This window comes from Corynebacterium sp. HMSC072D12, from assembly GCF_001813925.1.
Taxonomy (GTDB): Bacteria; Actinomycetota; Actinomycetes; order Mycobacteriales; family Mycobacteriaceae; genus Corynebacterium; species Corynebacterium aurimucosum.
On sequence record NZ_KV814411.1, the window covers coordinates 48,896 to 74,612 of the forward strand.

Here is a 25,717-nt window from a genome sequence, read left to right on the forward strand (position 1 = left end):
CTCAAGATCTGGCCAGATCTTTGGCAACAAGGGCAGTTTTCTATTTGAACCCGTCCAAGACAAAACTCCGGCCAGTCCGCAAAGCTAACTGGCCGGAGTTTTTCTGGAAGGGCTGGCGAAACAATTAACGCCAGCGGTGGGTCCCTATTCGGTGTCCCCTTCCGTTTCCGCAGTCTCAGCGGGCTCCGCGGGCTCCTCGGCAGAGGACGAGGCCATCGGGCTATCCGCAGACTGTGATTGGATGACGTCATCCAGCACCGCATGGATATAAGGCGCGGCCTTGTCATTGGAGTATTCGGAAGCAAGCTCCACGCCTTCAACGAGCGCGGTAGCGTTCGGAACATCCGCGTTGAAGAGGATTTCCCATACCGATACTCGCATGATCGCGCGGTCAACGGCGGGAATGCGTTCGAGCGACCACTCGCTGGAGAGGGAACGAGCAATCGCATCGTCAATGGCGTCCAGCTCTTCAGCTGCTCCGCTGACAATTTCGCGGGTGTAGTCCGCGATCGGCGCCACGCCGTTTTCCGGGTCGCGAGCAAGCTCGACGCGGTCTTCCACGATGGCTACCGGATCAACGTCGCGTGATTCTGCTTCGAAGAGAATATCCGCAGCTCGGCGGCGCGCGCGGTAGCGCGCGGTGTGCCGCTTATAGTTAGGCTCTGGTCGGGTCATCTTAGTTGTTGACGCGGGAGAGGTACTCGCCAGTGCGGGTATCGATCTTGAGGGTGTTACCGGTCTCGATGAACAGCGGCACCTGGATCTCGGCACCGGTCTCGAGTGTCGCCGGCTTGGTGCCGCCGTTGGAGCGGTCACCCTGCAAACCTGGCTCGGTGTGCTCAACTTTCAGGTCAACGGAGATCGGAAGCTCACCGAACAGAGCGTCGCCGTCGTGGAAGGAGACCTGGACACGCATGTTTTCCAAGAGGAACTTGCCGGCGTCGCCGAACTTATCAAACGGCAGCTCGTACTGCTCGTAGGTCTTATCATCCATGACCACGTAGTTCTGGCCATCGTTGTACAGGTAGGTCATGTCGCGGCGGTCAACGTTGGCGGTCTCCACCTTCACACCAGCGTTAAAGGTCTTGTCGGTGACCTTGCCAGAGACCACATCCTTGAGCTTGGTGCGCACGAATGCAGGACCCTTGCCAGGCTTGACGTGCTGGAATTCAACGATCTGCTGCAGCTTGTTGTCGATCTTCAGAACGAGGCCGTTCTTGAAATCAGTGGTATCTGCCATGAAATGACTCTCCCAAATAACTTGTAGTCGAAACTATGAAAACAGTGTCTAAGCATACCGTACGCGGCTGCTGCACGGTACGAAGGGGTGCTGGCTACAGCACCTGAAGTTCCTTCGGATAGGCCGTGATGATCTTTGGTGCCCCTGAGGTAATAAACAGGCTGTCCTCGATCCGCACGCCGCCCTTACCAGGAACGTAGATGCCCGGCTCAATGGTCAGCGTCATCCCTTCGGCGAGCTCGCCCTTGCCGGTTTTCGCTGCGGAGGGCCCTTCGTGCACGTCGAGGCCGATTCCGTGGCCAGTCGAGTGAACGAAGTACTCGCCATAGCCGGCCTCAGTGATGATGTCACGGCAGGCCGCGTCGACGTCGACAAGCTTGGCACCTGGCACCGCTGCCTTCACACCTGCCTCCTGGGCGCGCAGGACAATGTCGTAGATTTCACGGGCAAACTCAGTGACCTCACCGATAGCGAAGGTGCGTGTGCAGTCGGAGTTAAAGCCGCGCAGGTGGGCACCGAAGTCGATCGTAACCAAATCCCCCTTGCGCAACTCGCGGTCATCCGCACCGTGGTGGGGCTTAGCGGAGTTTTCACCGGAAGCCACAATGGTGTCAAAGCTCACGCGCTCCGAGCCGAGCATGCGCATGCGGTATTCCAAATCGGCAGCGACTTGGCGTTCCGTGCGCCCAGCGGCGACCTCCCCAGCCTCTACGAGATCGGTGAGCGCCTGGTTGGCCAAGGCCGCTATCTCTTCGAGCTTCTGCAGCTCAACGTGATCCTTGACCAGGCGAATCTTCTCAATCACGCCGGTGACCGGTACCAGAGTCACGCCCTCCGGCTTTGCTTTCTCCAGACGCTGCAGTTGTGCGACAGTGACGTAGTCGGCTTCATAGCCCACCCGCAGATCTTGAGAAACCTGCCCCAGCAAGTGCGGGCCTACATCGCGACCAAGGCTGGCTTCGATGTCCGGAACTTCTTCCGCGATCTGCGTGGTGTAGCGACCGTCCGTTGCCATGAGCGCGGAGAGGTCCTTGCGCAACAGCAGTCCACCATTCGATCCCGAAAAGCCGGTCAAGTAACGCACGTGCGTCAGGTGGGTAACGATAATGGCGTCAATGCGCTGACCAGTCAGCTCAGTCATGAGCTTGCGGCGGCGGTTGCCATAACGAGTATCGGCTAATGCCATGAGAGAACCACTCCAATCAATTCAAGCGATACTCCATGATAGCTAATCTGCCAGGAAGTACCCCAGTGCCGCGACATAGCCATAAGAGCCGAGGCCCGCGATAACACCGCGAGCGATAGGGCTCAGGTAAGAGTGCTGCCGAAATGCTTCCCGCGCATGCACGTTGGATAGGTGCACCTCGACGAATCCGGGGCCATCGGCTACCTCCGCCAGGGCATCACGCAGTGCCACCGAGGTATGTGTAAAACCGCCCGGGTTGATGATGACAGGCCAGCCTTCGTCGGCAGCGCGATGCACCTGTTCAATGAGTTCGCCCTCGTGGTTGGATTGGAAGAAGACGATCTCTTCCTCCCCCGCCGCCGCGCGGACGCGAGTCTCTATATCCTCCAAAGTTTCGCTGCCATAGATTTCTGGCTGGCGCTTGCCCAAGCGGTTCAGATTCGGGCCGTTGAGGACGAGAATGGTCATGGCGAACTCCTTAAATTCCTATACGGTCAGCTGCACGTAGGCTGCGCGCAGCTCCTCATCAGTGGCGTCTTCCAAGCGCGTGGTTTCCCCGATCCCGGTGAGCGCTACAAAGCGGATGTGGCCGCCGCGGTTCTTCTTGTCATGGCGCATTGCATCCAGCAGCTCCTCGAAATGGCCCTGTTCATAAGTGGTCGGCAGCCCAATCCTGGTCAAGATGTCGCGGTGCGTGGCCACGAGGTTGGCATCGATAAGCCCGCGCGCGTGGGATAGGTGGGCAATGAACATCATGCCCACCGCTACCGCGCGGCCGTGTCGCCACGAGTAGTTCTCGCGACGCTCCACGGCGTGGCCAAAGGTATGGCCGTAATTGAGAGTCTCGCGCAGCCCGGATTCCTTCAAGTCCTGACCCACCACGTGGGCCTTGACCGCAATAGAACGCTCGATGAGCTCCGGCAGCAGGCCGTCGGGCTCAAGGCATGTGGCGGGATCCTTCAGGTAGTGCTCAATGATCTGCGGGTCATGGATGAAGCCAGTCTTGATAATCTCTGCAGAACCGGCGACGATTTCCTCGGCTGGCAGCGTGCGCAAATGCTCCACATCAACAAAGACTGAGTCCGGCTCATGGAAAGCCCCAACCAGGTTCTTTCCCGCGGCTGTGTTGATGCCGGTTTTGCCGCCCACGGCGGCATCCACCATGGCGAGCAACGTCGTCGGCGCCTGAATCACCGGGATGCCGCGCATCCACGTCGCCGCAGCAAACCCAGCCAGGTCAGTTACCGCACCGCCGCCTAGGCCAATGACGGCATCGCGGCGGCTAAAACCTACTTCTCCGAAGATATCCCACAAGCGGGCGAGCACGTCGATCTGTTTGGCGGCTTCGGCATCGGGGACCGCAACTGCGGTGGCCTCAATCCCCTGTACGCGAGCCTGTTTAACTAAGTCTTGGGCAGCCTGCGCGAGCGGCGGTTGGTGGATGATTGCCACCTTAGCCGCCCCAATCGCCGCGGCGCGCTCAATCATGGCGGTACTCAGGCCACTGCCAAGAGTGACCTCATAAGGCGATGGTCCATTAACAGCAATGGTGTGCATGGGTGGTGCTCCTTCGGCTGGGGTGGCAGGGTTCGTGAGGCGTCGACACGTAGCGGGTAAAGAAGTTTCGTCGTCCTAGAGGGTTTCGAGGAAGCTCAAGATGTCACCCACCACCTGCTGCGGGGAGCGCACACCAGTGCGCACCTTTAAGTCAGCGACCTCGCTGTAGAGGGGTCGGCGCGTTTCCAAAAGTTGGGTGTAGTGCGCCAGCGGGTCCGCAGACTCCAGCACGGGACGGTTGCTGTCCCCCAGCGTGCGGGTTACGCCTTCTTCGGGGGTGATATCAAGGAATACAACGGTCAGGCCATCGAGCAGGGCGCGTGTAGATTCGGTCAGCACTGCCCCGCCGCCTAGACTCACCACGCCAGTAGTGGCGAGTGCCTCGCGCACCGCTTCGGCTTCGACCTCACGGAATGCTGGTTCACCCAGCTCAGAGAAAATCTCGCCGCAAGCCTTGCCGTAGCGGGCCTCGATGAGGGCATCAGAGTCAACAACCTCGCAGTTCAGCGCGCGGGAGAGGCGCCGGCCAATCGTGGTCTTTCCGGAGCCAGGAGGCCCTACAAGAACGACGTGCGGGGAATTCATGCCTCGCCCCAATCCAAGCGGCTAGCCACGTAATCCTGGTAGGCAGCAATGTTTCGCTTGGTCTCGGCTAAGGTATCGCCACCAAATTTCTCCAACACGGCACGCGCAAGGACGAGCGCCACCATGGCTTCGGCCACCACGCCAGCCGCTGGAACTGCACAGACATCAGAACGCTGATGGATGGCAGTGGCTGGCCCACCCGTAGCCATATCAACGGTCTTCAGGGCGCGCGGGACGGTAGAAATCGGCTTCATCGCCGCACGCAAACGCAGCGTCTGGCCATTAGTCATGCCGCCTTCCAGGCCACCAGCCCGGTTACTCTCCCGGTCCACTCCCTCATCGGTGCGCACCATTTCATCGTGGGCCTCGCTTCCGCGACGGCGCGCCTCAGCGAAGCCGTCGCCTACTTCAACGCCCTTGATCGCCTGAATACCCATCAAGGCGGCGGCGAGCTGCGCGTCGAGACGGTCCTCCCCCGAGGTATGGGAGCCTAAACCAATCGGCAGGCCCTCCACGATGACCTCTACAATGCCGCCGAGGGTATCGCCCTGCTTCTTGGCGGTCTCGATTTCTGAGATCATCGATTCCTCTGCGGCCTTATCGCAGGCACGAACCGGAGAGGCGTCGATGGCCTCAAGGTCCGCAAAGCTAGGGTGCGGGCCCTCATAAGGTTCTGAGACACCAATGGAGATGACGTGGGACAGCACCTCGACTCCCAGGGTTTCGCGAAGGAAGTTGCGGGCAACGGTGGCCGCGGCGACGCGGGCAGCGGTCTCGCGTGCGGAGGAACGCTCCAGAATGGGACGGGCCTCCGCGTGATCAAACTTCACCATGCCGGCGAAATCGGCGTGCCCAGGGCGTGGACGAGTGAGCGGAGCACCGCGACCGGAAGCCATCGCCTTAGCAGTCTCCGGGTCATCGAGATCTAGCGCATCCGGGGACATGATGGTGGTCCACTTTGGCCACTCCGTGTTGCCAATCATGATAGCGATGGGGCTACCCAGGGTAAGGCCGTGGCGAATGCCGCTGAGCAGAGTGAGATCATCAGCTTCAAACTTCATGCGGGCGCCGCGGCCGTAGCCGAGGCGGCGGCGAGAGAGCTGGAGAGCAATATCGTCTTGGGAAACGGGAACCCCGGCCGGCATGTGCTCAATGAGTGCAACGAGTGCCTGGCCGTGAGATTCACCTGCGGTAGTCCAACGAAGCATGCGGACTATTATCACACGCCAAGGGTTCCTTCGGGGCCACTAGGCCTGCTATCACACCATGTCGGGGCTAAATAACACAACAAGTCCTGCGGCAATCAACATCCCGGGTCCATGCGCGGGTGTCCTATCCCTGGTTATATAGCCCCAGAGCACCGTGCTCAGCGACGCCCCCATCATCGCCAGCGCAACCCCCGGTACGCCCGCCACGTGTGCGGTCACCATTCCCAGCGGCAGCGCCAGTTTGAGGTCTCCCCCGCCGATGCTTCCGGCGCGGCTTAGCAACGCCGCCACCACGTAGATACCCGGCCACAGCAGCCCGGCCACGCTGAACCAGCACAGCGATAAGGCTGCGGCAGGCAGAGTCAGATAGTTAGGCAGGCGTTTGAAACGCAGGTCATAAATAATTAAAGCGCACCCCCACGCCAAGAAAAGCAGTTCCCCCATGGTCCCGCAGCCTACCGCGTGGGCGGACAAGACGCACGCACCAAGCTGTGGGGACTTGCTTAGGGCAGCTTGAGCGCCTTGTTGAGCGCCGCCAGCATCTCTGCCCGCGGGGCAGTATGCCCGGTAAACTGCTCAAATTGCGAATAAGCCTGATTAGCCAGCATGATGTGCCCGCCGACGGCCCGGTAGCCATCAGCGGCCGCATGCACAGTGAGCGGAGTAGGCCACGGATCATAAATAACGTCAAAAACCGGAGCCTTGGCCAGCTGCGTCAGGTATCCCTCCAACGCAGCAGAGGGCACGGTGGAGACAAGGAGATCTACTGCTCTCGCAAGGCCTGCTAGATCATCCTCGAAGGTTGCCGCATGGAGTGTGAGACCGAGGGCGTCAGCGAGCGGACGCAGCTCAGCTAAACGGTCGGAGCGATTCAACACGGTAACGTCCTTCACTCCGCGCTGAGCCAGCCCCCACAGGACCGGCCGCGCGGTTCCGCCGGCGCCGATGAGCAGCGCCGAAGACGGCTGGGAAGAGCCCAAAAGCTCATCGAGCGCGCCCAGCACGCCTTCGGTATCCGTGTTATCCGCGCGCCACCCTTCCGGGGTGCGTACCAAGGTGTTCGCGGAGCCAATGAGCTCAGCTCGCTCGCTGACGATATCGGCACAAGCAAGGGCATCAAATTTGAGCGGCATGGTGACGGAGAAACCGCAGTACTCCTCGCCTACTTCGGCGAGGAAGGCCGGCAAGTCCGTCACCTCATGCTTGGTATAGTCCCACTCCTTCAGGCTCAGGGCCTCATACCCAGCGTTATGCAGGACTGGTGAGAGCGAGTGGGCAATGGGGCTGCCCACGACTGCGGCGCGCGGCATTGGTTTACTGCTCCTCGGCTGGCGGCGCACCTTCGGCCTCGCGCTGGCTGTCCAGGATGCCAGAGCGCACCGCATCATCGACGTTGGCAAGGTGCTCATCGTAGTTATCGGTAAACACGGTGGTGCCCTTGTCATCGACGGTGACGAAGAAGAGCCAGTTTCCTTCCGCCGGGTTCTCCATGGCCTGGATAGCTTCCTCCGAAGGCGAGGCAATCGGCGAATCAGGCAGACCGTCCTTGGCGTAGGTATTCCATGGCGTCTCGCGGTGGCGGTCCTCATCGGTGGTGGCCAGCTCCACGTCCTCGAGGCCATAGTTCACGGTGGAGTCCAACTCGAGGCGCATCGGTTCATCGAGGCGGTTGAGGATCACTCGAGCAACCTTGTCGAATTCACCGGCCGGGGACTCGCGTTCCACCAATGAAGCGGCAGTTAGAAGCTCATAGGGCTTCAGACCAATTGCTTGGGCGCGGTCAACGATGTTGGTGTCGTTGTACTTCTTCGTAGAGCGGGTGATCAGGTCCGTCAGAATCTCCTGGGCATCCATGTTCGGATCCAGCACGTACTGGCCCGGGGCAATCAGCCCCTCAAGGCGCTTCGGGTCCTCGCCTCGTGCGCGAATCTCTTCCAGGGCCCACTCCGGTGCGCCCAGCTCAGCTGGGTCCACGGTGGCCGCAATCTTCTCGAGCTCTTCAGCGGAGACGCAGCCGCCTTCCTTGCACGAGACCTGGGAAATCAAGGAGTAAATGCCGTAGCGAACATCACCGCCAAGCACGTTGACGTCGAGCAGCGTGGCACCGCCTTGGACGTCGAGGAGGTCCACCATATTGGCTTCATCGAGCAGCGCTTCGACAGCGGCCTTCGCGCTCATCTCCTCCTGGAGACGGTAAAAGCCGGGTTTGATTTGGCTTGCGCGTGGGTTGGAGTTGGCTGCTGAGGAGAAAGCTTCGGATGTCTTCACCACGTTCTTTTCTGCCAGCTCGGGTGCTAATTCACCCATGGACGAGCCTTCTGGGACCTGAACAAGCTGTGTGACACCGTTGCCTTGCCCCTCGTAGTCCAAGGTACTGCCCCCTCCCAGAAGGCGGAAGCCGATGTAGCCGAGTCCGCCAATGATAAGGACCAAGCTTGCGATGAGCACGGCCATGCCGCGCTGACGGCGCTTGACATATTGAGGTTCCATCGAGCGTCCGATGCGTGAAGGTTTACGGCTCACGTACTTCGTCTCCTACGTTTGAAGGGCTGTGGCCGTGCAACGCGAAATGGCGCGCATCCAGCCAGGACTGCAAAATTTCCACCGCGGCAGCTTGGTCAATGACCGAGCGACCACGCTTCTCTGACACGCCAGAGGCCCGCAAAGCAGAGGTTGCCACCACCGTAGTGAGGCGCTCATCCACCATGCGTACGGGCGGAGGTTCCTTCATCCTGTCATCTTTTGCCAAGCGGCGGCGGATACGAAACGCGATTTCCTTGGCATGTTTAACACTTGATGAGCCGTTGCCTTTGAGATCACGCGGCAGGCCAACGGCCACCTCGACGGCGTCATACTCATGGATCAGCTCGAGCAAACGGTCAATATCGCCCTTGTCGCGGTCCTTAAACCCGGTCTCACGCCGGACGGTTTCGACCGGCATGGCCAAGCGCGCGTCTCGGTCAGATACCGCCACGCCGATGCGGACGGTACCGACGTCGAGGCCCAAACGGCGCCCCGGGCCGGGATCGTCGACGCCTGGTTTGTCAGGCTCTACGGCCATCGTGCTCCTCCTGATTCTGCGACTCAGCTATTTGCATGCACCTTACTAGTGCTGACCGAGCTCGTCGCGTACAGCATTGAAGGCCGCCTGCAGGCCGCCCGCGTTCGCGCCCGAGCCCTGGGCCATGTCCGGCTTTCCGCCGCCCTTGCCGTCGACATAGCCAGAAATAACCTTGACCAAGTCACCAGCCCTGACACCGCGCTCGACTGCAGGCTTAGTGGCGCCAACGATGAACGGGAGCTTGCCGCCCTCGTTCTCCGATGCCAGGACAACCACACCGGCGGCATCACCGAGACGGTTCTTGATATCAGAAGCCAGTGTGCGCAAGTCTCCACCGTTGACCCCCTTAGGCAGCTTGACAGCCACGAGGGTGAAATCGTTGACGGTCTTCGCAGTAGAGATCATCTCCGCGGTCTGGGACATGAGCTGGGCCTTGTGAAGCTCGGCGATTTGCTTCTCTGCGGCCTTGAGCTTCTCCGTCAGCTGCGCGATGCGCTCCGGCAGGTCCTCAGTCTGGACCTTGAGCTCACGAGAGACCCCCTCGACGAGGGCGGTCTCCTTCGAGTAGTAGCGGAATGCATCCAGGCCCGAATAAGCCTCGATGCGGCGCGCGCCCGAACCCACGGAGGATTCGCCGAGGACAGATACCGGGCCGATCTCTGCAGTGTTCTTCACGTGCGTACCACCGCAGAGCTCGATGGAGAAGGGGCCGCCCATCTCCACGACGCGGACCTCAGAACCGTAGTTCTCACCAAAGAGGGCCATCGCCCCCATCTCCTTGGCCTTCTCCAAGGAGGTCTCGATGGTATTGACCGGGAAGTGCTGGTCCACCGCCTGGTTGGTCACCAAAGCGATCTCATCGAGCTGCTCCTGCGTGAGCTGGTCGGTGTAGTTGAAATCAAAGCGCAGGTAGCCCGGACGGTTCAAGGAACCAGCCTGGACTGCGGTCGGGCCCAGCACCTGGCGCAGCGCGGCGTGGATAAGGTGCGTTGCGGAGTGCGCCTGCACGGCGCCGTGGCGCCACTGCTGGTCAACTGCGGCGGTCACGCCATTGCCCAGCTCAAGGCCACCGGCGGTCACCGTGGCCTTGTGAACCCACAACTTCTTGCCAATCTTCTGAACATCCTTGACCTCCAGCAGGGTCTCGCCCGCGATAATGCGGCCGCGGTCAGCGGTCTGGCCACCGGCTTCGGCGTAGAGCGGCGACTGGTCCAAGATAACCTCGACCGTGTCCCCTGCCTGGACCTCGGAGACCTTCTCGCCATCGCGCACAAGACCGATGACCTTGGCGTCCGACTCCAAGGTCTCGTAGCCCGTGAACAGCGTCGGGTGGTTATCCACCCACTCGCGGTACAGAGACAGATCAGCATGACCATGCTTCTTGGCTTGGTTATCAGCCTTGGCGCGGCGGCGCTGCTCGCCCATGGCGGCGTCGAAGCCTTCCATGTCTACGGTCAAACCGGCTTCCTGCGCCATTTCCAGGGTCAAGTCGATGGGGAAACCATAGGTATCGTGCAGCTCGAAGGCCTTTTCACCGGACAGGACTTTCGGGGTAGCTGCGCGGGAGGTGCTCTTCAGCTCGGTCACGGCTTCGTCGAAAAGCTTGGTACCCGATTCCAAGGTCTTGAGGAAGGCCTTCTCCTCTGCCACGGCAACGCGCAGAATACGCTCGCGGTTTTCTGCGATCTCCGGGTAGGACGGCGTCATGGTGTCCATGATGGTGTTCATGAAGCGCTCCATGGTCTCGCCTTTCGCGCCCAACAACTTGGCGGAGCGAATGATGCGACGAAGCAGGCGACGCAGGATGTAGCCGCGGCCCTCGTTACCGGGGGTAACGCCATCCAAGATGAGCATCATGCCGGTACGCGAGTGGTCCGCCACCACGCGGAAACGGATCAGGTCTTCCTTCGGCGCATCCGGAACGTACTTCGCACCGGTGAGCTCTTCGGCTACGTCGATGACTGGGCGCAACAGGTCCGTTTCGTACACATTGTCCACGTCCTGCAGGATGCATGCGACGCGCTCGATGCCCATGCCGGTATCAATGTTCTTCTTGGGCAGCTCGCCCACGATCTCAAAGTTGCCCTTGCCAATGCCTTCGCCGCGCTCGTTCTGCATGAAGACCAGGTTCCAGATCTCCATGTAGCGATTATCGTCCGCGACGGGACCACCGTCCTGGCCATATTCCGGGCCACGGTCATAGTAGATCTCGGAGCACGGTCCGCACGGGCCAGGAATGCCCATGGACCAGTAATTATCCTCCATGCCGAGGCGCTGAATGCGCTCGCGGGGAACACCGATTTTGTTGTGCCAGATATCGGCTGCTTCATCGTCATCGAGGTAGACCGTGACCCACAAACGCTCGGGGTCGAGCCCCAAGCCACCATCCTCTACCGAGTTCGTCAACAGGTTCCAGGCGTGGGTAATGGCCCCCTCCTTGAAGTACTGGCCAAAGGAGAAGTTGCCTGCCATCTGGAAGAAGGTGTTGTGGCGGGTGGGAATGCCTACTTCCTCGATATCCAGGGTGCGCACGCACTTCTGGATAGAGGTCGCCGTACCGTTAGCAAAAGGCGGGTTCTGCTGGCCCAAGAAGTAGGGCTTGAAGGGAACCATGCCGGCGTTGACGAAGAGCAGGTTCGGGTCATCCAGGATCAGCGATGCGCTGGGCACGGCCTCGTGGCCGGCCTTGACGAAGTGCTGGGTAAAGCGTTCCCGGATCTCATGAGTCTTCACGAGCAAAAGTCCTTCACTGTTGAATGGTTTCTAGTCAGCGCTCAACTTTACCCGTCCGGTGCTCTGCTTAGCGACGCCGCCCCCGGATGATGTCCCGCAACCTCCCCAGGTACTCGCGCACCCGTTTTTCCGCGCCGTGGTCGGTGGGCTGATAATACTCGGCATCGGTGAGCGTCTCCGGTAAATACTGCTGGGCTAGCACACCGCGTGGATCATCATGCGGGTACCGGTAGCCGACAGCGTTTCCCAAGCGCTTGGCACCCTCGTAGTGACCGTCGCGCAGGTGCGGCGGGACGTGCCCGCTCTTACCGGCCTGGATATCGGCTTGGGCAGCGTTGATGGCATTAATAACGGAATTCGACTTCGGCGCCGTGGCCAGGTGGATCGTGGCCTGCGCCAGCGGGATGCGCGCCTCGGGCAGGCCAATCAGGGCCGCAGCCTCCGCCGCGGCCACGGCGGTGGGCAAAGCGGTGGGATCCGCCATCCCAACGTCCTCGGAGGCATGCACGATGAGCCGGCGCGCTATGAAGCGCGGGTCTTCGCCGGCCTCAATCATGCGGGCAAGGTAGTGCAACGCGGCGTCCACGTCGGAGCCGCGGATGGACTTAATAAAGGCGGAGACAACATCATAGTGCTGGTCCCCGTCACGGTCATAGCGCACGACCGCGCGGTTGACGTTGTCTTTGAGAATGTCGACGGTGAGCTCGCCGCCATCCGGCACCGCTTCGGCGGCCGCCTCGAGATAGGTCAGCGTCCGTCGAGCATCACCGCCGGCGAGCAGCACCAGCTGATCCAAAGCGTCTTCCGTGGCAGTGATTCGCCCCGCCAAACCGCGCTCACTCCTCAGCGCCCGCTCCGCGAGGCTGCGGAGGGAGACATCGTCAAGCGGCTCCAAGTGCAGCAACAGCGAACGCGAAAGCAGCGGCGCTACCACAGAAAACGAAGGATTCTCGGTGGTCGCGGCCACGAGAAGGACAGTGCGGTTCTCCACGGCCGCCAGCAACGCATCCTGCTGGGTTTTGGAGAAGCGGTGTACCTCATCGATGAAGAGCACCGTGCGGCGACCTTCGATGAGTTCGCGACGCGCATGAGTGATCACTTCGCGGACTTGCTTAACACCAGAGTCCAGGGCAGAAAGCCCAATGAAGTTATCCCCCAAGGAGGAAGCGATCAGGGAGGCGAGCGTTGTCTTTCCGGTTCCCGGCGGGCCGTACAGGATGACCGAGGCTTCCCCCGAGCCCTCCACCAGCCGGCGCAACGGGGTCCCCGGCTCCAGTAGGTGCTTCTGCCCCACCACTTCATCGAGGCTCTGCGGCCGCATGCGCGCGGCAAGGGGTGAGCCTGAATGAGTTGCAAACATATCGGGGCCACCCGGCAGGCTGGGCGCTGACTGGTTATCGCCGAAGAGTGACTCCTGCCCCATCAGGACTCCCGGAGACGGGAAGCAACTGCGCGGCCAAATGCGGCCACCACGGAGCATCCATCATTCTTGCACTGCGCGGCAAACCGCGACAGCGCCTCGAAAGTTTCATAAAGATCACGGCGGATGAGAGCCTCATCCTCGGTGAACGGCCCCTGGTCGGAACGGCGAAGCAACGAGCGATGCGGGTCACGATAAATCTCGGCGTTGCCCTCCGCCAGAGCTACAACGCCTTCGATCCCGCCGGCATACATGGTGGTCACGCTCGACAGGGCCCAGCCTATGAGGCAGGCCACCAGCAATTCATGCAGCGTCTTCTCATCAGCAAACTGGGGCCACACATCGACGATGCGGCGCTGCCAGGCTTGGATGAAGATTTCCGCTTCGCTATCAGTAATCGGCCGTGAGAACAGGAATTGTGGGAAGCCTGCAACAACGCAGGCCACGTCAAAGCCAACGTTACGGAAACCAGCCCATTCATAATCCAGGAAGGTTAACGCTGTCCCCACGATGATGTTGTCTGGGGACAGATCGAAGGGGGTAAAGGCGCGGTTGCGGCCAGAACTAAAGCTCTGCATGGCGGTGCGAGCCAATTCGCGAACGTGTTTCGGCGGTTCCAGTCCGGCCTCATTGAGAATGTCAGCGCCGATCATGATGGAGCTCTTCAGCGAATCATCACGTAGCGCCTGGTGCTCAGCGTATTCGGGATGCCGGCGCAGCTGACGGTTCAGCAGGGCCTCGTAATCCTCCTCGCGCCCTGCGGTTCCTGCGTGCATCTTGCCCAGCGCGCTGCCCAGGGATCGGAGCAGCTCGACGCGGTCTTCATCGCTGCTGTGGGCGAGGGCGTCCGCCAAGGTGTCGCCATCGCCCGCGTCGGTGAGCACGAGGATGCGCTTTTCCACATCGTGCGCAAGAAGGACTGGGCCTGGGCGGACCTCTTCAGACAGCGCTGTGGTGAATTGATAGGCCACCACTTCACGCAGGAGTGCGGCGTCATCAATAGTGTGTCCGGTGACCGGGTTGTACTTGATGACGACCGACCGATGTGGAAAGAAGGCACTTGGTGTCGTGCGGGCACGAAGCACCACAGCATTGCCCGAGCCGGTGAGCTGTTGAATGTCACTCAGCTCAGGCTCGCCGCCATAGCGGCGGGAAATCATCAGCGATGCTTCCGCCACCACGGCATCAGCCGCAGAACTGTCCATGGACTCGTGTCCCATCGAATTCACTTGCTTGCCTGCCTCCACTAGTCGTAGGCCCAACTACCTTACCGGCGCTGCGCGGTCTTAAGACTCCTTCCCAGCCTTTTCACCCTGTGCAGCCTTAGCCGCCTTTTCCGGCTTGAAGTCCACGCCGGTCTCCTTGCGCTGCTCAGCGGGGATGGTGCCCGGAGCATCGGTCAGAGGATCAACGCCGCCGCCCGACTTCGGGAAGGCAATGACGTCGCGGATGGAATCGAATCCGCCCAGCAGGGAGACAATGCGGTCCCAACCGAAAGCAATGCCGCCATGCGGCGGGGCACCGAACTGGAAAGCGTCGAGCAGGAAGCCGAACTTCTCCTGCGCTTCCTCTTCACCAATGCCCATGACATCGAAGACGCGCTTCTGCACATCCTGGTCGTGGATACGGATGGAGCCGCCGCCAATCTCGTTGCCGTTGCAGACGATGTCATAGGCGTAGGCCAAGGCCTCTCCCGGATTCTCATCAAAGTTATCCAGGTACTCCGGCTTCGGCGAGGTAAAGGCGTGGTGGACAGCCGTCCACTTGGAGTGACCCAGAGCCACATCACCCGAAGCGGTGGCATCGGCGGCCGGCTCGAAGAGCGGTGCGTCCACGACCCAGGTGAAGGCCCAGTCGCCGTCCTTGATAAGGTCCAGCTTCTTTGCGATCTCACCGCGCGCAGCGCCCAGCAAAGCACGGGAAGACTTTACGTCACCGGCGGCAAAGAAGATGGCGTCGCCCGGCTTAGCACCGACGTGCTCGGCAATGCCCTGGCGCTCGGCGTCAGTAATGTTTTTGGCCACTGGGCCGCCCAGGGTGCCGTCCTCGGCGATGGTGATATAAGCCAGGCCCTTCGCACCGCGCTGCTTTGCCCATTCCTGCCACGCATCGAACTGGCGGCGCGGCTGGGAGGCTCCGCCTTCCATGACGACAGCACCGACGTATTCGTTCTGGAAGACACGGAAGGTGGTGTCCTTGAAGAAGTCGGTGCACTCCACGATCTTGATGTCGAAGCGCAGATCCGGCTTGTCAGATCCGTAGTACTTCATGGCATCGGCGTAGGTCATGCGCGGGATGGGCGTCTTAATCTCGTAGCCGATCAGCTTCCAGAGAGCGGATACAATCTCTTCCGCTAGTGCAATAACATCGTCCTGGTCTACGAAGGACATTTCGACGTCGAGCTGCGTAAATTCAGGCTGGCGGTCCGCGCGGAAGTCCTCATCGCGGTAGCAGCGAGCAATCTGGTAGTAGCGCTCCATGCCGGCCACCATGAGCAGCTGCTTAAAAAGCTGCGGAGACTGCGGGAGTGCGTACCAGCTGCCCGGCTTGAGGCGGGCGGGCACGAGGAAGTCACGAGCGCCCTCCGGGGTGGAACGGGTCAGGGTCGGGGTTTCAATCTCGGTAAAGTCGTGGTTGTCCAGAACTTCGCGGGCGGCGCGGTTAGCGGCGGAGCGCAGGCGCAGAGCCTCGTGCTGACGCTCGCGGCGCAGGTCCAAGTAACGGTACTTCAGACGGGTCTCTTCACCGACTTCACCGGAAGAAGACGGATCATCAATCTGGAACGGCAGCGCTGCGGACTTGTTGAGCACCTCCAGGTCCGAGACGTTAACCTCAATCTCACCAGATGCCAGGTTTGCGTTAGCCGAACCTTCCGGGCGCGGCTCCACTACGCCGGTAACCTTGACGCAGTATTCAGAACGCAGATCGTGGGCGCGCTCAGCTACCTCAGATTCGCGGAAAACCACCTGGGCAACGCCAGAGCGGTCACGCAGATCAATGAAGATAACACCGCCATGGTCGCGACGGCGAGCGACCCAACCCGTCAGGGTGACGGTCTCCCCTGCCATCTCCTTGCGCAGTTCGCCTGCCAAATGTGTACGCAGCACTCTCGTTCAATCCCTTCTCATTGTTGACGCTCGCACCCACACACGCCACGCGTAGACAGCACGCGCCGAGGGATGCAAGTACTTGAACGGCCCAAGTCTACCGCCCACACCGGACTTGCACAGCGCTAGGGTGAGCACCGTGTGCTTAACAGCAGTCCACTTATCGAGCAGACAGCACCTACGGCTTGTGGCAAAATCTCTGGCATGACTTTTAAATCTGGCGCCAATTTTGATGGTAAGCGAGCTAGCTCCGGCGGTGGAGGCCGCGGCGGCATGATCGCTACCGGCGGCGGCATTGGCTCTCTCCTTCTCATTGGTCTCTATCTACTCCTCGGCGGCGATCCCGGCGCCATCACCGAAAGCGATCCCCAGACCGACCAGACCCAGGTGGGACCAGAGGAAAGCGGCGAAGACGCATTTGCGCACTGCCAAACTGCTGAGGACGGCAATAAGTACGACGATTGCCGCGTCATGTTCGCCGCCCAGTCCGTCGACAAGGTCTGGGCCCAGCAGTTGCCGGATCAGGCAGGCATCGAGTACGTCGAGCCGGGCCGCGTCATCTTCAACAACACCACCATGTCGGGCTGCGGCCAGGCTTCAGGCGCTACGGGCCCGTTCTACTGCCCTGCGGATGAGTCGGCCTACTTCGACACCGCCTTCTTTGATCAGCTCCGCAATTTCGGCGGCGAGAATGCTCCTCTGGCCCAGATGTACATCGTGGCCCACGAATTTGGCCACCACATTCAAAAACTGGAAGGCACGCTCAGCTTGTCCAATTACAACGAGCCTGGCGAGGATTCCAACGCTGTGAAGATTGAGCTGCAAGCTGATTGCTATGCCGGCCTCTGGGCGCACTACGCCGATGAGGGCGAAGACGCTTTGCTCGAAACGATTACTGAACAACAAGTAACCGATGCCGTGAACACCGCTCGTGCTGTAGGCGATGACAACATCCAGCGCCGCTCGGGCGGCGAAGTACGCCCGGACATGTGGACGCACGGCTCCTCCGAGGACCGCGCTCAGGCCTTCCTCGCTGGATATAACACCGGCAAGATGGAACAGTGCGATACCTTGGGCCGAGGCGTCTATAAGTCTTAATACTGCGCTTAAAAGGTGCTAGTGCGGCCGATGAAAGGTCGCACCACCCCCAAATGTGCCAGAAAAGTGCAGATTAAATTCAAATACATGAAGTGTTTACCTGCCGGCAATCTTGATGCTTTACCCTGATCAAGTTCCCGCCGGATTGTGGTGGGATCCGCTCTGTCTTTAAAAGCATAAAAGAACCGTGCGTGATGCCATCACCCTGCACCGCGACAGGCACATTATCCCCTGCTTTCACGGCGCATTCGCCCTGCCTGCGGCAGCCCGCGCTTCCTCATCACGCAGCGTTCTCTTCATGAAAGGAACGACGTTTTGAGCACCGCCACGCCGACGATGCCTGACCTCGAATCGATGAATGGCAAGAACAAGGACTGGATTTGGCACTTGTTCTTCGGCGCCATCACCGCTGTCACGCTGATCTTCTTCATCATTTGGAGCAACGGAGAAGTTGCTGAGGGGGCTAATCGCGTAGTCCTGATTACAGCGATCATCTTCGCCCTATTCATGGCCTTCAACATTGGCGGCAATGACGTCGCCAACTCCTTCGGTACCTCCGTGGGTGCAGGAACCTTGTCGATGAAGCAGGCCCTCGCGGTCGCTGCAGTCTTCGAGGTATCCGGTGCCATCCTCGCTGGCGGTGAGGTGACGGATACCGTCCGTTCCGGCATCGTGGACCTTGATGCAATTGACGGTCTAGACCCGATGGAGTTCGTCTACATCATGATGGCATCGCTCCTAGGTGCCGCCATCTGGCTACTCGTCGCCACCCGGATGGGCTGGCCGGTTTCTACGACCCACTCCATCGTCGGCGGTATCGTCGGCGCTGCACTGACCGTCGGCTTCATCACCGGCAAGGGTGGCATGGACATGGTGCAGTGGGGCGGAATCGGCACCATTGCCTTCTCCTGGGTCCTTTCCCCAGTTCTTGGTGGCATTGCCGCCTTCCTTCTCTTCAAGTGGATCAAGTCCTCCATCTTGGTGTACAACGACGCTGCGGACGAACGCCTGCGTGAGATCAAGGTTCGTCGCTCGGCACTACGCAAGGAGCACAAGACCCGCTTCGAGCGCATGAATGAGCTGCAGCAGATTTCCTACACCAACGCCATGGCTCGTGATGCTGCTCTCACAGCGGAAGATGATTATGACCCAGAGGCTCTCGAGTCCGACTACTACCGGGACTTGCATAACCTCAACAAGGATCTTGAGGACATCAATGCGCACCGCGCCCTGGAGAACTGGGTCCCACTGCTGGCTGCTTTGGGCGCCATCATTATTTCCGCGATGATGCTTTTCAAGGGGTTGAAGAACACCGGCGTTGACTTCTCCACCCTGGAGAACTTCCTGGTTATGGGCATGGTAGGCGCCGTGGTCTGGATGGCTGTGTTTATCTTCGCCCGCTCCCTGAAGAAGAAGTCCCTGTCACGCTCGACCTTCCTTCTCTTCTCGTGGATGCAGGTCTTTACTGCTTCGGCCTTCGCGTTCTCACATGGCTCGAACGATATCGCTAACGCTATTGGCCCCTTCGCCGCCGTCTTCGACGTCCTGCGGACGAACCAGATTTCCGATGAAGTCACTGTCCCTCTCCCGGTCATGGTGGCCATGGGTATCGCCCTGATTTCTGGCCTCTGGTTCATCGGCCGCTTCGTTATCCAGACGGTCGGTTCGGGCCTGACTCAGATGCACCCCTCCTCCGGTTTCGCCGCTGAACTGGCCGCCGCTGCCGTCGTCATGGCAGCGTCCCTCTTGGGCCTGCCGGTCTCCTCGACCCACATCCTCATCGGCGCTGTCCTGGGTGTCGGCATCGTAAACCGCGCCGCCAACTGGAAGCTGATGAAGCCGATCGCCCTCGCGTGGGTTATCACCCTCCCGGCAGCGGCAGCCATCGCAGCCGTGACGGTTTCTATCCTGCGCGTCGCCTTCTAAAGCTTCAGCGCATCACACGCGCACAGCACATAGTGCCCTATCGCCGCGAGTGCCCCAACAACCGGGGTCCTCGCGGTGATTGTGTTTTAGCGACCGGACTCAGCACGCACTGCCAAATCCGTACACTGGGGCTTCATGAGCGATAACTCCCTGGCCAGATTCTTTTCCGCCTTCAACGACATTGAACAATTTCTCCGCCAGGCAATTGGGGCGAAGAATTCAGATTCTTTCTGGTGGATTGTTGATCGCGCACACGACAAACATCTGTTGGGCAAGCGCCAAGCGGAACAGCTGAAGGACTTTGGTAACCTGCGCAATGCCATTGCCCATGGCCGCTACTTCGACGGCGCACCCATCGCTACCCCACACCCACAGGTCGTCACGCAGCTGGAAAACCTGCAGCGCCTTCTCACGGATCCGCCTACAGCGCAGTCCCTTCTTTCTGACCGTGACGTAACCATTCTTGCCCCCGAAACCCCAATCATGGAGGCCTTACGGCTCATTAACCAGACCGGCTATTCGCAGATCCCTATCTATGATTCGGGGACTTACCAGGCGCTGCTGACGACCAACGTCATCGCCCGGTGGATTGCGGCTGATTTGGGAGACGATGGCGTGGTCAATGCGGCGTCGATTAGCGCCGTTCTGGAATTCGCCGAGAAGAAGGACCGCGCCGAGTTTCTGCCCCGCACAGCCAGCGCGCAAGAGGTTATCGATGCTCTCACAGAGGCCACCGTAGATGGCGTCCGTGCCAGCGCAGTCCTCCTCACCGAGCATGGAAAGGCTTCGCAGCGTCCGCTGGCTATCGCGACACCGGGAGATCTCGCAGTGTTGGTCGACGCCCTCGAATGGGAATAATCTCCTGGTACATTATTGTTGACACGTCACAGAAGGGAGATTGGCATGCAATTCGGAGTTTTCAGCATTGGTGACGTCACGCAAGACCCCACCACCGGCCGCACCCCCACCGAGGCCGAGCGCATCCGCGCGATAACGGAAATCGCGCTCAAGGCGGAGGAGGTAGGGCTCGATATTTTCGCCACCGGCGAGCACCACAACCCACCTTTCGTCCCATCGGCACCCACCACTCACCTGGCCTATATCGCGGCACAGACAAAGAACCTTCAACTCTCCACTGCCACCACGCTGATCACTACCAACGACCCCGTCCGCCTCGCGGAGGACTACGCCTTTCTCCAGCACCTCGCCGACGGGCGCATCGACCTGATGCTGGGCCGCGGTAACACTGGCCCGGTCTACCCGTGGTTTGGCAAGGACATCCGCGAGGGCATCCCCCTCGCGGTGGAGAATTATCACTTGCTGCGCCGTCTCTGGCGTGAGCCCGTCGTGTCCTGGCAAGGAAAGTTCCGTACCCCTCTCCAGGGATTCACCGCCACACCGGCGCCGCTCGACAGTATCCCGCCCTTTGTCTGGCACGGCTCCATCCGCTCCCCGCAGATTGCCGAACAGGCTGCCTATTATGGCGATGGCTTCTTCCACAACAACATCTTCTGGAACAAGGAACACACCGCGAAGATGGTGAACCTCTACCGCAACCGCTATGAATCCTATGGGCACGGCCGTGCCGATCAGGCCATCGTGGGCCTCGGCGGGCACGTTTTCATCGGGTCTACTGAGCAGGAGGCGAAGGATTTCTTCCGCCCCTACTTCGATAACGCTCCGGTCTACGGCCACGGTCCTTCCCTGGAAGAATTCACGGCTCAAACCCCCTTAACGGTAGGCACCGTGGAGCAAGTGGTGGAGCGCACGCTGCAGTTTGCTGATTGGGTTGGTGACTATCAACGCCAGCTTTTCCTCATCGACCACGCCGGACTGCCGCAAGAAGTGGTGCTAGAACAGATCGAAATCCTCGGCACCCAGGTCGTGCCGGAACTGCGCCGCCGCTTTGAGGAACGCCGCCCAGATCATGTACCTTCTGACCCACCGACGCACGCCACGCTTGGCTCCTATCCCCCACACGCGCTGGTCAGCCCTGGAGAGGAGAAATAAATGCGCTCACTCGTGGTTGTTACGGCTGGGCTGTCCTTGCCGTCGTCGACGCGCGCGCTTGGTGACGCCCTCTCATCCGCCACCACCGCCCATGTCACCGCCCGGGGTGAAGGCGTGGACATCACCGTCGTGGAGCTACGCGAACTCGCGGGCGAGCTGGCCGAGGCCATGACCAACTGGGTCTCGCCCACGCCTCGTCTGAAGGCGGCACAGTCCGCCGTGCTGAATGCCGACGGTCTCATCGCAGTCAGTCCCGTGTTCCAAGGAAGCTACTCGGGCCTGTTCAAGATGTTCTTCGACACCTTGGAGCCGCATTCCTTGGAGGGGCTTCCTACCCTTATCGCGGCCACGGGCGGCTCCAGCCGGCATGCGCTGGTCCTGGACTATGCCCTGCGGCCTCTACTCAATTACCTGCACGCCACGGTGGTCCCCACCGGCGTCTTCCAAGCCACGGAGGATTATGGCACCGCGGAGGGCGCGCGTAATGAAAGGCGCATCGAGCGTGCCGCTAGGGAGTTAGCGGATCTCATGGTGCGCCCGCTCGACCGGGTCGCTGGGCTTACGGGCACCCTCAGCGAAACGCAGGAAACGCCCCAGGACAGTTCCGAAGACATACTGGATTCGGATCCTGCAGGTTTCCGCGAAATCCTCTCCCGCCACGACGGCCAACCGGACTAAGCAGCTATGGAGGCCTCTCGGTACTATCGTAAAGCGTAACTTATTTAACGCTTCTAAGGAGGTTTGACCCCACATGACAATTAGCGTGACCGATATCTTCTCCATCGGCATCGGCCCTTCCTCCTCTCATACCGTCGGCCCCATGCGCGCCGCCAAGGCTTTCCTCGAGACACTGGATGAACACCCTGCAAAGGTCCACGTCGTACTGCGCGGCTCGCTCTCTGCTACCGGCCGCGGCCACGCTACAGATCGCGCCGTAATTTTGGGCCTTGCTGGTTGGGACCCACTGTCGGTGCCGCTCGACGCCGAGCCGCGCGCTGATGCCTTCATCCCCAGCGAGGGCTCCATCTCAGGCCCTGCAGGTAAGGTGCAGTACAGCATTGAGTTCAACAACGAGCCGGTGCCAGAACACCCGAACTGCCTGATTTTCACTGCCTGGGACGAAGACGGCTCCATCCTCGCCGAGAACACGGAGTACTTCTCCGTCGGCGGCGGCTTCATTCTGTCCCGCGAGGAGTACAACGCCCAGCTCGAAACCGACACTGGAGTTCCGGCCGGTGTCGCTGCGGCGACCGCCGAGGACGCCGTTCCTTATGAGTTCCAATCGGGTGAGCACCTGCTTCACCTGTGCGCGGCCAACGACATGGACATTTGGGAAATCGTCGCCGCCAATGAGGCAGTCCTGCACCGCGAAGAAGGCGGACTCGACTACGTCTACCAACACCTCGACCTTGTGTGGGACATCATGCGCGAATGCGTGACCGAGGGAATTTCCACCAAGGGAATCTTGCCTGGTGGCCTCCGTGTCAACCGCCGTGCGCCGCAGATGTACCAACAGTTGTTGGCCAAGCAGGACGACGAGTCTTGTGGCTTTTCCGCAATGGAATGGGTAAACCTCTACGCGCTCGCCGTCAACGAGCAGAATGCCGCCGGCGGCCGCGTCATTACTGCACCGACGAATGGCGCCTGTGGGATCATCCCGGCGGTGCTCCATTATGCCCGCGACTTTATGGCGGACTTCACGCGCGCCGATGCCCGCCGCTACCTGCTCACTGCGGGTGCCGTTGGCATCATCATCAAGTCCAATGCCTCCATCTCCGGCGCCGAGGTGGGCTGCCAGGGTGAGGTGGGCTCCGCCTCCTCCATGGCGGCGGCCGGTATGGCTGAGCTGCTCGGTGCAACCCCGGAGCAGGTGGAAAACGCCGCCGAGATCGCGCTTGAGCATAACCTCGGCCTGACCTGCGACCCTGTTGGCGGCCTGGTGCAGATCCCCTGTATCGAGCGCAACGCTATTGGCGCCGTCAAATCCATTAACGCCGCTCGCCTAGCGCGCATGGGTGAGGGAACGCACCATGTCACCCTCGACAACGCGGTCCGCACCATGGCCGAAACCGGACGCGACATGCTCTCCAAGTACAAGGAGACCTCGCTCGGCGGCCTAGCGAAGACGATGGGCTTTACCGTCTCCCAGGTGGAGTGCTAAACCAGCTGACGGAGCTGGTTGACGATGTCCCCCACAGGGACGTCGCGCTGCTCGTGCGCGCGCAGGTCCTTGAGCGCCACGGAGCCAGCCTCTAGCTCTTGGTCACCGAGGACGAGTGCGAAGCGGGCGTTGGCACGATCAGCGCCCTTCATCGCTCCCTTAAGGCCACGGTCGCCGAAGGACATATCGGCAGCAATGCCGGCCTTACGCAAGTCATTGATGATGCTGACCATCTTCTGCTTCGCCGCAGCTCCCAAGGCCACACCGTAGACGGCCACGCGCTCGTCGACACCCTCGAGCTCGACTCCCTCAGCCTCGAGGGCCAGAATGGTGCGGTCTACGCCAAGGCCATAGCCGATTCCGGACAGTTCCTGCCCACCAAGCTGGGCCATGAGGCCATCATAGCGGCCGCCGCCACCGATGCCGGACTGCGCGCCAAGGCCATCGTGGACGAATTCGAAACAGGTCTTTGTGTAATAGTCGAGGCCGCGGACCATGCGCGGGTTGATGGTGTAGGGCACGCCCATGTCATCGAGCAGGCCGGTGACCGTTTCAAAGTGCTCGCGGCACTCGGCATTGAGGTGGTCAAGCATCAAGGGAGCATCAACAAGCTGCTCCTGGACCTCTGGGCGCTTGTCATCGAGCACGCGCAGGGGATTGAGCTCCGCGCGGGCCTTAGTGTCCTCGTCTAGATCCAGCTTGAACAGGAACTCCTGCAGCTTCTCGCGGTAGGCCGGGCGGCAGTCGTGGTCACCCAAGCTGGTCAACTCAAGGCGGAATTGGCTCAGGCCTAGGCTGCGGTAGGAGCGATCCGCCAAGGCAATAATCTCGGCATCCAGCGCCGGATCATCCACGCCGATGGCCTCCACACCGACCTGCTGCAGCTGACGGTAACGGCCCGCCTGCGGGCGCTCGTAGCGGAAGAAGGGGCCGAAATAGTTGAGCTTCACCGGAAGCTGACCGCGGTCAAGGTTGTGTTCAATGACCGCGCGCATGACACCCGCGGTGCCCTCTGGTCGCAGCGTCACGGAACGATCACCACGATCGGCGAAGGTATACATCTCCTTCGACACCACGTCCGTGGACTCCCCTACGCCGCGGGCGAAGAGCGATGTGTCCTCAAAGACGGGGAGTTCGATGTGCTGGAAGCCGGACAGGTGTGCCTGATGTACGAAGGCCTCACGGACCTTGGCAAAGATGGCCGATTGCGGCGGGACGTAGTCCGGCACACCCTTAGGCGCGGACAGGGCTTTGAACTGCTTCTTATCACTCACGCCCTTTAGAGTACATCCCCTGCTGCGCGTAGAAACGGATTAGTCGCGCGTTCACGACGCATGGTCGTCGTCGGGCCGTGGCCCGGCAAGATAGCAAGGGAGTCATCAAGACCCCACACCGGACCGCGCAGTGAACGCTGCATCGCGGCGTGGTCGGAGTGTGGCAAGTCGGTGCGTCCAATGGAGCCTTTAAATAGCACGTCGCCCGTCAGGGCAATCCCCTCAGCCACGAGGATGACGCATCCCGGGGAATGGCCCGGTGCATGGAGCACATCAAATTCAAGGCCGACAAGACTCAACGTTTCTCCATCGATCAAGTCGCGGCGGTCCGCTACCTGCTTCATGGAGGCGGCAGCAAAGAGCATCTGCGACTCGGGGGACACACCGGAGCCATCCACCAGCATGAACGCGTCGTCCGGGTGGATGTAGACCGGTAGGTCAAACTCGGCAGCGTCGCGCGTGTGATCAATGTGGCCGTGGGTGAGCACGACGGCTTCAAACTCCAAGGACTTCTCACGCGCGAGCTGCTCAAGCTTCTCGCGCGTATGCATCCCTGGGTCCACGATGAACGCCCGGGAACCGTTAGCCACCACATAGGTGTTGGTTTTATAGGGCCCAGCGGCGAAACCGTAGATTTCGGGAGCGCTCATTACTTGAGAGCTGCCAAAGCTGCGTCGTAGTCCGGCTCGGTCGTGACCTCCGGAACCAGCTCGGTGTAGGTCACCTTGTGCTCGGCGTCGGTGACGATGACCGCGCGGGCGAATAGGCCCTTGAGCGGGGAGCCTTCCAGGACGAGACCGAGCTTATCGGCAAAATCAGAGCGGAAATCAGAAGCGCTGACGACGTTCTCGATGCCTTCTGCAGCGCAGAAACGCTCCTGCGCGAAAGGCAGGTCGCGGGAGATGGACAGGACAACAGTGTTCTCTAGACCAGCTGCCTCTTCGTTGAACTTGCGCAGCTGTGCCGCACACACGCCGGTGTCCACGGATGGGAAGCAGGACACCACCAGGCGCTTGCCTGCGAAGTCAGCATTAGTCAGCTCTGCCAAGTCGGTTCCCACGAGGGTGAAGTCCGGCAGGGCGTCACCAACCTTGGGAAGCTCTGCGTTGGTTTCGACGGGTTTATTCTGAAAATTCGTTGTAGCCATGGCA

General features: G+C 60.7%; 24 protein-coding genes. 6 read left to right on the forward strand and 18 right to left on the reverse strand.

Annotated elements, in window-relative coordinates; genetic code table 11:
- Positions 1-144 precede the first annotated feature (144 nt).
- The 15 genes from nusB to aspS all read right to left on the reverse strand — a co-directional run bounded on the left by nusB (position 145) and on the right by aspS (position 16,097).
- Complete coding sequence (gene nusB / locus HMPREF2943_RS07790; protein WP_070711272.1) at positions 145-675, reverse strand: transcription antitermination factor NusB; 531 nt, start codon at positions 673-675, stop codon at positions 145-147.
- A 1-nt stretch (position 676) separates the two neighbouring features.
- Positions 677-1,240 (reverse strand): elongation factor P, encoded by a 564-nt coding sequence (efp, locus tag HMPREF2943_RS07795; protein WP_070446858.1) that lies wholly within the window; start codon positions 1,238-1,240, stop codon positions 677-679.
- A 94-nt stretch (positions 1,241-1,334) separates the two neighbouring features.
- A complete protein-coding gene (locus HMPREF2943_RS07800; RefSeq protein ID WP_070446856.1) occupies positions 1,335-2,426 on the reverse strand; it encodes a M24 family metallopeptidase in 1,092 nt (363 codons plus the stop codon).
- Between the two features lie 42 nt (positions 2,427-2,468).
- Positions 2,469-2,894, reverse strand: coding sequence for a type II 3-dehydroquinate dehydratase (gene aroQ / locus HMPREF2943_RS07805; RefSeq protein WP_070446855.1), 426 nt, complete (start codon positions 2,892-2,894; stop codon positions 2,469-2,471).
- A gap of 18 nt (positions 2,895-2,912) precedes the next feature.
- On the reverse strand, positions 2,913-3,983 hold the full coding sequence (aroB, locus tag HMPREF2943_RS07810; protein ID WP_070711273.1) for a 3-dehydroquinate synthase: 1,071 nt from the start codon (positions 3,981-3,983) through the stop codon (positions 2,913-2,915).
- Positions 3,984-4,058: 75 nt separating this feature from the next.
- Positions 4,059-4,568 (reverse strand): shikimate kinase, encoded by a 510-nt coding sequence (locus tag HMPREF2943_RS07815; RefSeq protein ID WP_070446851.1) that lies wholly within the window; start codon positions 4,566-4,568, stop codon positions 4,059-4,061.
- Entirely contained in the window at positions 4,565-5,776 is a 1,212-nt protein-coding gene (gene aroC, locus HMPREF2943_RS07820; protein ID WP_070711274.1) for a chorismate synthase, read from the reverse strand. Before aroC ends, HMPREF2943_RS07815 begins: the two co-directional genes overlap by 4 nt.
- Positions 5,777-5,827: 51 nt before the next feature.
- The gene (locus HMPREF2943_RS07825) at positions 5,828-6,220 is read right to left on the reverse strand and encodes a prepilin peptidase (protein WP_070644867.1); all 393 of its coding nucleotides are present in this window, start codon (positions 6,218-6,220) and stop codon (positions 5,828-5,830) included.
- Positions 6,221-6,279: 59 nt separating this feature from the next.
- Positions 6,280-7,086, reverse strand: coding sequence for a shikimate dehydrogenase (locus HMPREF2943_RS07830; protein ID WP_070711275.1), 807 nt, complete (start codon positions 7,084-7,086; stop codon positions 6,280-6,282).
- Positions 7,087-7,090: 4 nt separating this feature from the next.
- Positions 7,091-8,266, reverse strand: a complete 1,176-nt coding sequence (gene mltG / locus HMPREF2943_RS07835) for an endolytic transglycosylase MltG (protein ID WP_070644989.1) — start codon at positions 8,264-8,266, stop codon at positions 7,091-7,093.
- A 22-nt stretch (positions 8,267-8,288) separates the two neighbouring features.
- On the reverse strand, positions 8,289-8,837 hold the full coding sequence (ruvX, locus tag HMPREF2943_RS07840; protein ID WP_070446844.1) for a Holliday junction resolvase RuvX: 549 nt from the start codon (positions 8,835-8,837) through the stop codon (positions 8,289-8,291).
- Positions 8,838-8,882: 45 nt separating this feature from the next.
- Complete coding sequence (gene alaS, locus HMPREF2943_RS07845; RefSeq protein ID WP_070711276.1) at positions 8,883-11,570, reverse strand: alanine--tRNA ligase; 2,688 nt, start codon at positions 11,568-11,570, stop codon at positions 8,883-8,885.
- Between the two features lie 67 nt (positions 11,571-11,637).
- Positions 11,638-12,993 carry a replication-associated recombination protein A gene (locus HMPREF2943_RS07850; RefSeq protein WP_070711277.1) on the reverse strand — a complete coding sequence of 452 codons (1,356 nt, stop codon included), beginning with the start codon at positions 12,991-12,993 and terminating at the stop codon, positions 11,638-11,640.
- Positions 12,993-14,195: a phosphotransferase gene (locus HMPREF2943_RS07855; RefSeq protein ID WP_070644991.1), complete on the reverse strand. Its 1,203-nt coding sequence runs from the start codon at positions 14,193-14,195 to the stop codon at positions 12,993-12,995. Before HMPREF2943_RS07855 ends, HMPREF2943_RS07850 begins: the two co-directional genes overlap by 1 nt.
- Before the next feature lie 81 nt (positions 14,196-14,276).
- A complete protein-coding gene (gene aspS, locus HMPREF2943_RS07860; RefSeq protein ID WP_070711278.1) occupies positions 14,277-16,097 on the reverse strand; it encodes an aspartate--tRNA ligase in 1,821 nt (606 codons plus the stop codon).
- Positions 16,098-16,301: 204 nt separating this feature from the next.
- Between aspS and HMPREF2943_RS07865 the strand changes: the two genes are divergently transcribed.
- The 6 genes from HMPREF2943_RS07865 to HMPREF2943_RS07890 all read left to right on the forward strand — a co-directional run bounded on the left by HMPREF2943_RS07865 (position 16,302) and on the right by HMPREF2943_RS07890 (position 23,292).
- Positions 16,302-17,195 carry a KPN_02809 family neutral zinc metallopeptidase gene (locus HMPREF2943_RS07865; protein ID WP_070446836.1) on the forward strand — a complete coding sequence of 298 codons (894 nt, stop codon included), beginning with the start codon at positions 16,302-16,304 and terminating at the stop codon, positions 17,193-17,195.
- 315 nt (positions 17,196-17,510) lie between these two features.
- Positions 17,511-19,121, forward strand: a complete 1,611-nt coding sequence (locus HMPREF2943_RS07870; protein ID WP_070446835.1) for an inorganic phosphate transporter — start codon at positions 17,511-17,513, stop codon at positions 19,119-19,121.
- A gap of 135 nt (positions 19,122-19,256) precedes the next feature.
- Entirely contained in the window at positions 19,257-19,979 is a 723-nt protein-coding gene (locus HMPREF2943_RS07875) for a CBS domain-containing protein (protein WP_070711279.1), read from the forward strand.
- Positions 19,980-20,024: 45 nt separating this feature from the next.
- A complete protein-coding gene (locus HMPREF2943_RS07880) occupies positions 20,025-21,131 on the forward strand; it encodes an LLM class flavin-dependent oxidoreductase (protein ID WP_070446830.1) in 1,107 nt (368 codons plus the stop codon).
- Positions 21,132-21,809: an FMN reductase gene (locus HMPREF2943_RS07885; RefSeq protein WP_070711280.1), complete on the forward strand. Its 678-nt coding sequence runs from the start codon at positions 21,132-21,134 to the stop codon at positions 21,807-21,809.
- Positions 21,810-21,882: 73 nt separating this feature from the next.
- A complete protein-coding gene (locus HMPREF2943_RS07890; RefSeq protein ID WP_070644879.1) occupies positions 21,883-23,292 on the forward strand; it encodes an L-serine ammonia-lyase in 1,410 nt (469 codons plus the stop codon).
- Here HMPREF2943_RS07890 and hisS read toward each other — a convergent pair.
- From hisS to tpx, 3 genes are read right to left on the reverse strand one after another with little or no spacing between them, the layout of a single operon-like run.
- Positions 23,289-24,566, reverse strand: a complete 1,278-nt coding sequence (gene hisS, locus HMPREF2943_RS07895; RefSeq protein ID WP_070446824.1) for a histidine--tRNA ligase — start codon at positions 24,564-24,566, stop codon at positions 23,289-23,291. The genes HMPREF2943_RS07890 and hisS overlap by 4 nt on opposite strands.
- Before the next feature lie 5 nt (positions 24,567-24,571).
- Positions 24,572-25,216: an MBL fold metallo-hydrolase gene (locus HMPREF2943_RS07900; protein WP_070711281.1), complete on the reverse strand. Its 645-nt coding sequence runs from the start codon at positions 25,214-25,216 to the stop codon at positions 24,572-24,574.
- A complete protein-coding gene (gene tpx, locus HMPREF2943_RS07905; RefSeq protein ID WP_070711282.1) occupies positions 25,216-25,713 on the reverse strand; it encodes a thiol peroxidase in 498 nt (165 codons plus the stop codon). Before tpx ends, HMPREF2943_RS07900 begins: the two co-directional genes overlap by 1 nt.
- Between the last annotated feature and the right edge of the window lie 4 nt (positions 25,714-25,717).

Bases quoted from the DNA above. Each gene is read 5' to 3' on its own strand.
- nusB (WP_070711272.1), bottom strand. From the start codon at position 675: ATGACCCGACCAGAGCCTAACTATAAGCGGCACACCGCGCGCTACCGC.
- efp (WP_070446858.1), bottom strand. From the start codon at position 1,240: ATGGCAGATACCACTGATTTCAAGAACGGCCTCGTTCTGAAGATCGAC.
- HMPREF2943_RS07800 (WP_070446856.1), bottom strand. From the start codon at position 2,426: ATGGCATTAGCCGATACTCGTTATGGCAACCGCCGCCGCAAGCTCATG.
- aroQ (WP_070446855.1), bottom strand. From the start codon at position 2,894: ATGACCATTCTCGTCCTCAACGGCCCGAATCTGAACCGCTTGGGCAAG.
- aroB (WP_070711273.1), bottom strand. From the start codon at position 3,983: ATGCACACCATTGCTGTTAATGGACCATCGCCTTATGAGGTCACTCTT.
- HMPREF2943_RS07815 (WP_070446851.1), bottom strand. From the start codon at position 4,568: ATGAATTCCCCGCACGTCGTTCTTGTAGGGCCTCCTGGCTCCGGAAAG.
- aroC (WP_070711274.1), bottom strand. From the start codon at position 5,776: ATGCTTCGTTGGACTACCGCAGGTGAATCTCACGGCCAGGCACTCGTT.
- HMPREF2943_RS07825 (WP_070644867.1), bottom strand. From the start codon at position 6,220: ATGGGGGAACTGCTTTTCTTGGCGTGGGGGTGCGCTTTAATTATTTAT.
- HMPREF2943_RS07830 (WP_070711275.1), bottom strand. From the start codon at position 7,086: ATGCCGCGCGCCGCAGTCGTGGGCAGCCCCATTGCCCACTCGCTCTCA.
- mltG (WP_070644989.1), bottom strand. From the start codon at position 8,266: ATGGAACCTCAATATGTCAAGCGCCGTCAGCGCGGCATGGCCGTGCTC.
- ruvX (WP_070446844.1), bottom strand. From the start codon at position 8,837: ATGGCCGTAGAGCCTGACAAACCAGGCGTCGACGATCCCGGCCCGGGG.
- HMPREF2943_RS07850 (WP_070711277.1), bottom strand. From the start codon at position 12,993: ATGGGGCAGGAGTCACTCTTCGGCGATAACCAGTCAGCGCCCAGCCTG.
- HMPREF2943_RS07855 (WP_070644991.1), bottom strand. From the start codon at position 14,195: ATGGACAGTTCTGCGGCTGATGCCGTGGTGGCGGAAGCATCGCTGATG.
- HMPREF2943_RS07865 (WP_070446836.1), top strand. From the start codon at position 16,302: ATGACTTTTAAATCTGGCGCCAATTTTGATGGTAAGCGAGCTAGCTCC.
- HMPREF2943_RS07875 (WP_070711279.1), top strand. From the start codon at position 19,257: ATGAGCGATAACTCCCTGGCCAGATTCTTTTCCGCCTTCAACGACATT.
- HMPREF2943_RS07880 (WP_070446830.1), top strand. From the start codon at position 20,025: ATGCAATTCGGAGTTTTCAGCATTGGTGACGTCACGCAAGACCCCACC.
- HMPREF2943_RS07885 (WP_070711280.1), top strand. From the start codon at position 21,132: ATGCGCTCACTCGTGGTTGTTACGGCTGGGCTGTCCTTGCCGTCGTCG.
- HMPREF2943_RS07890 (WP_070644879.1), top strand. From the start codon at position 21,883: ATGACAATTAGCGTGACCGATATCTTCTCCATCGGCATCGGCCCTTCC.
- HMPREF2943_RS07900 (WP_070711281.1), bottom strand. From the start codon at position 25,216: ATGAGCGCTCCCGAAATCTACGGTTTCGCCGCTGGGCCCTATAAAACC.
- tpx (WP_070711282.1), bottom strand. From the start codon at position 25,713: ATGGCTACAACGAATTTTCAGAATAAACCCGTCGAAACCAACGCAGAG.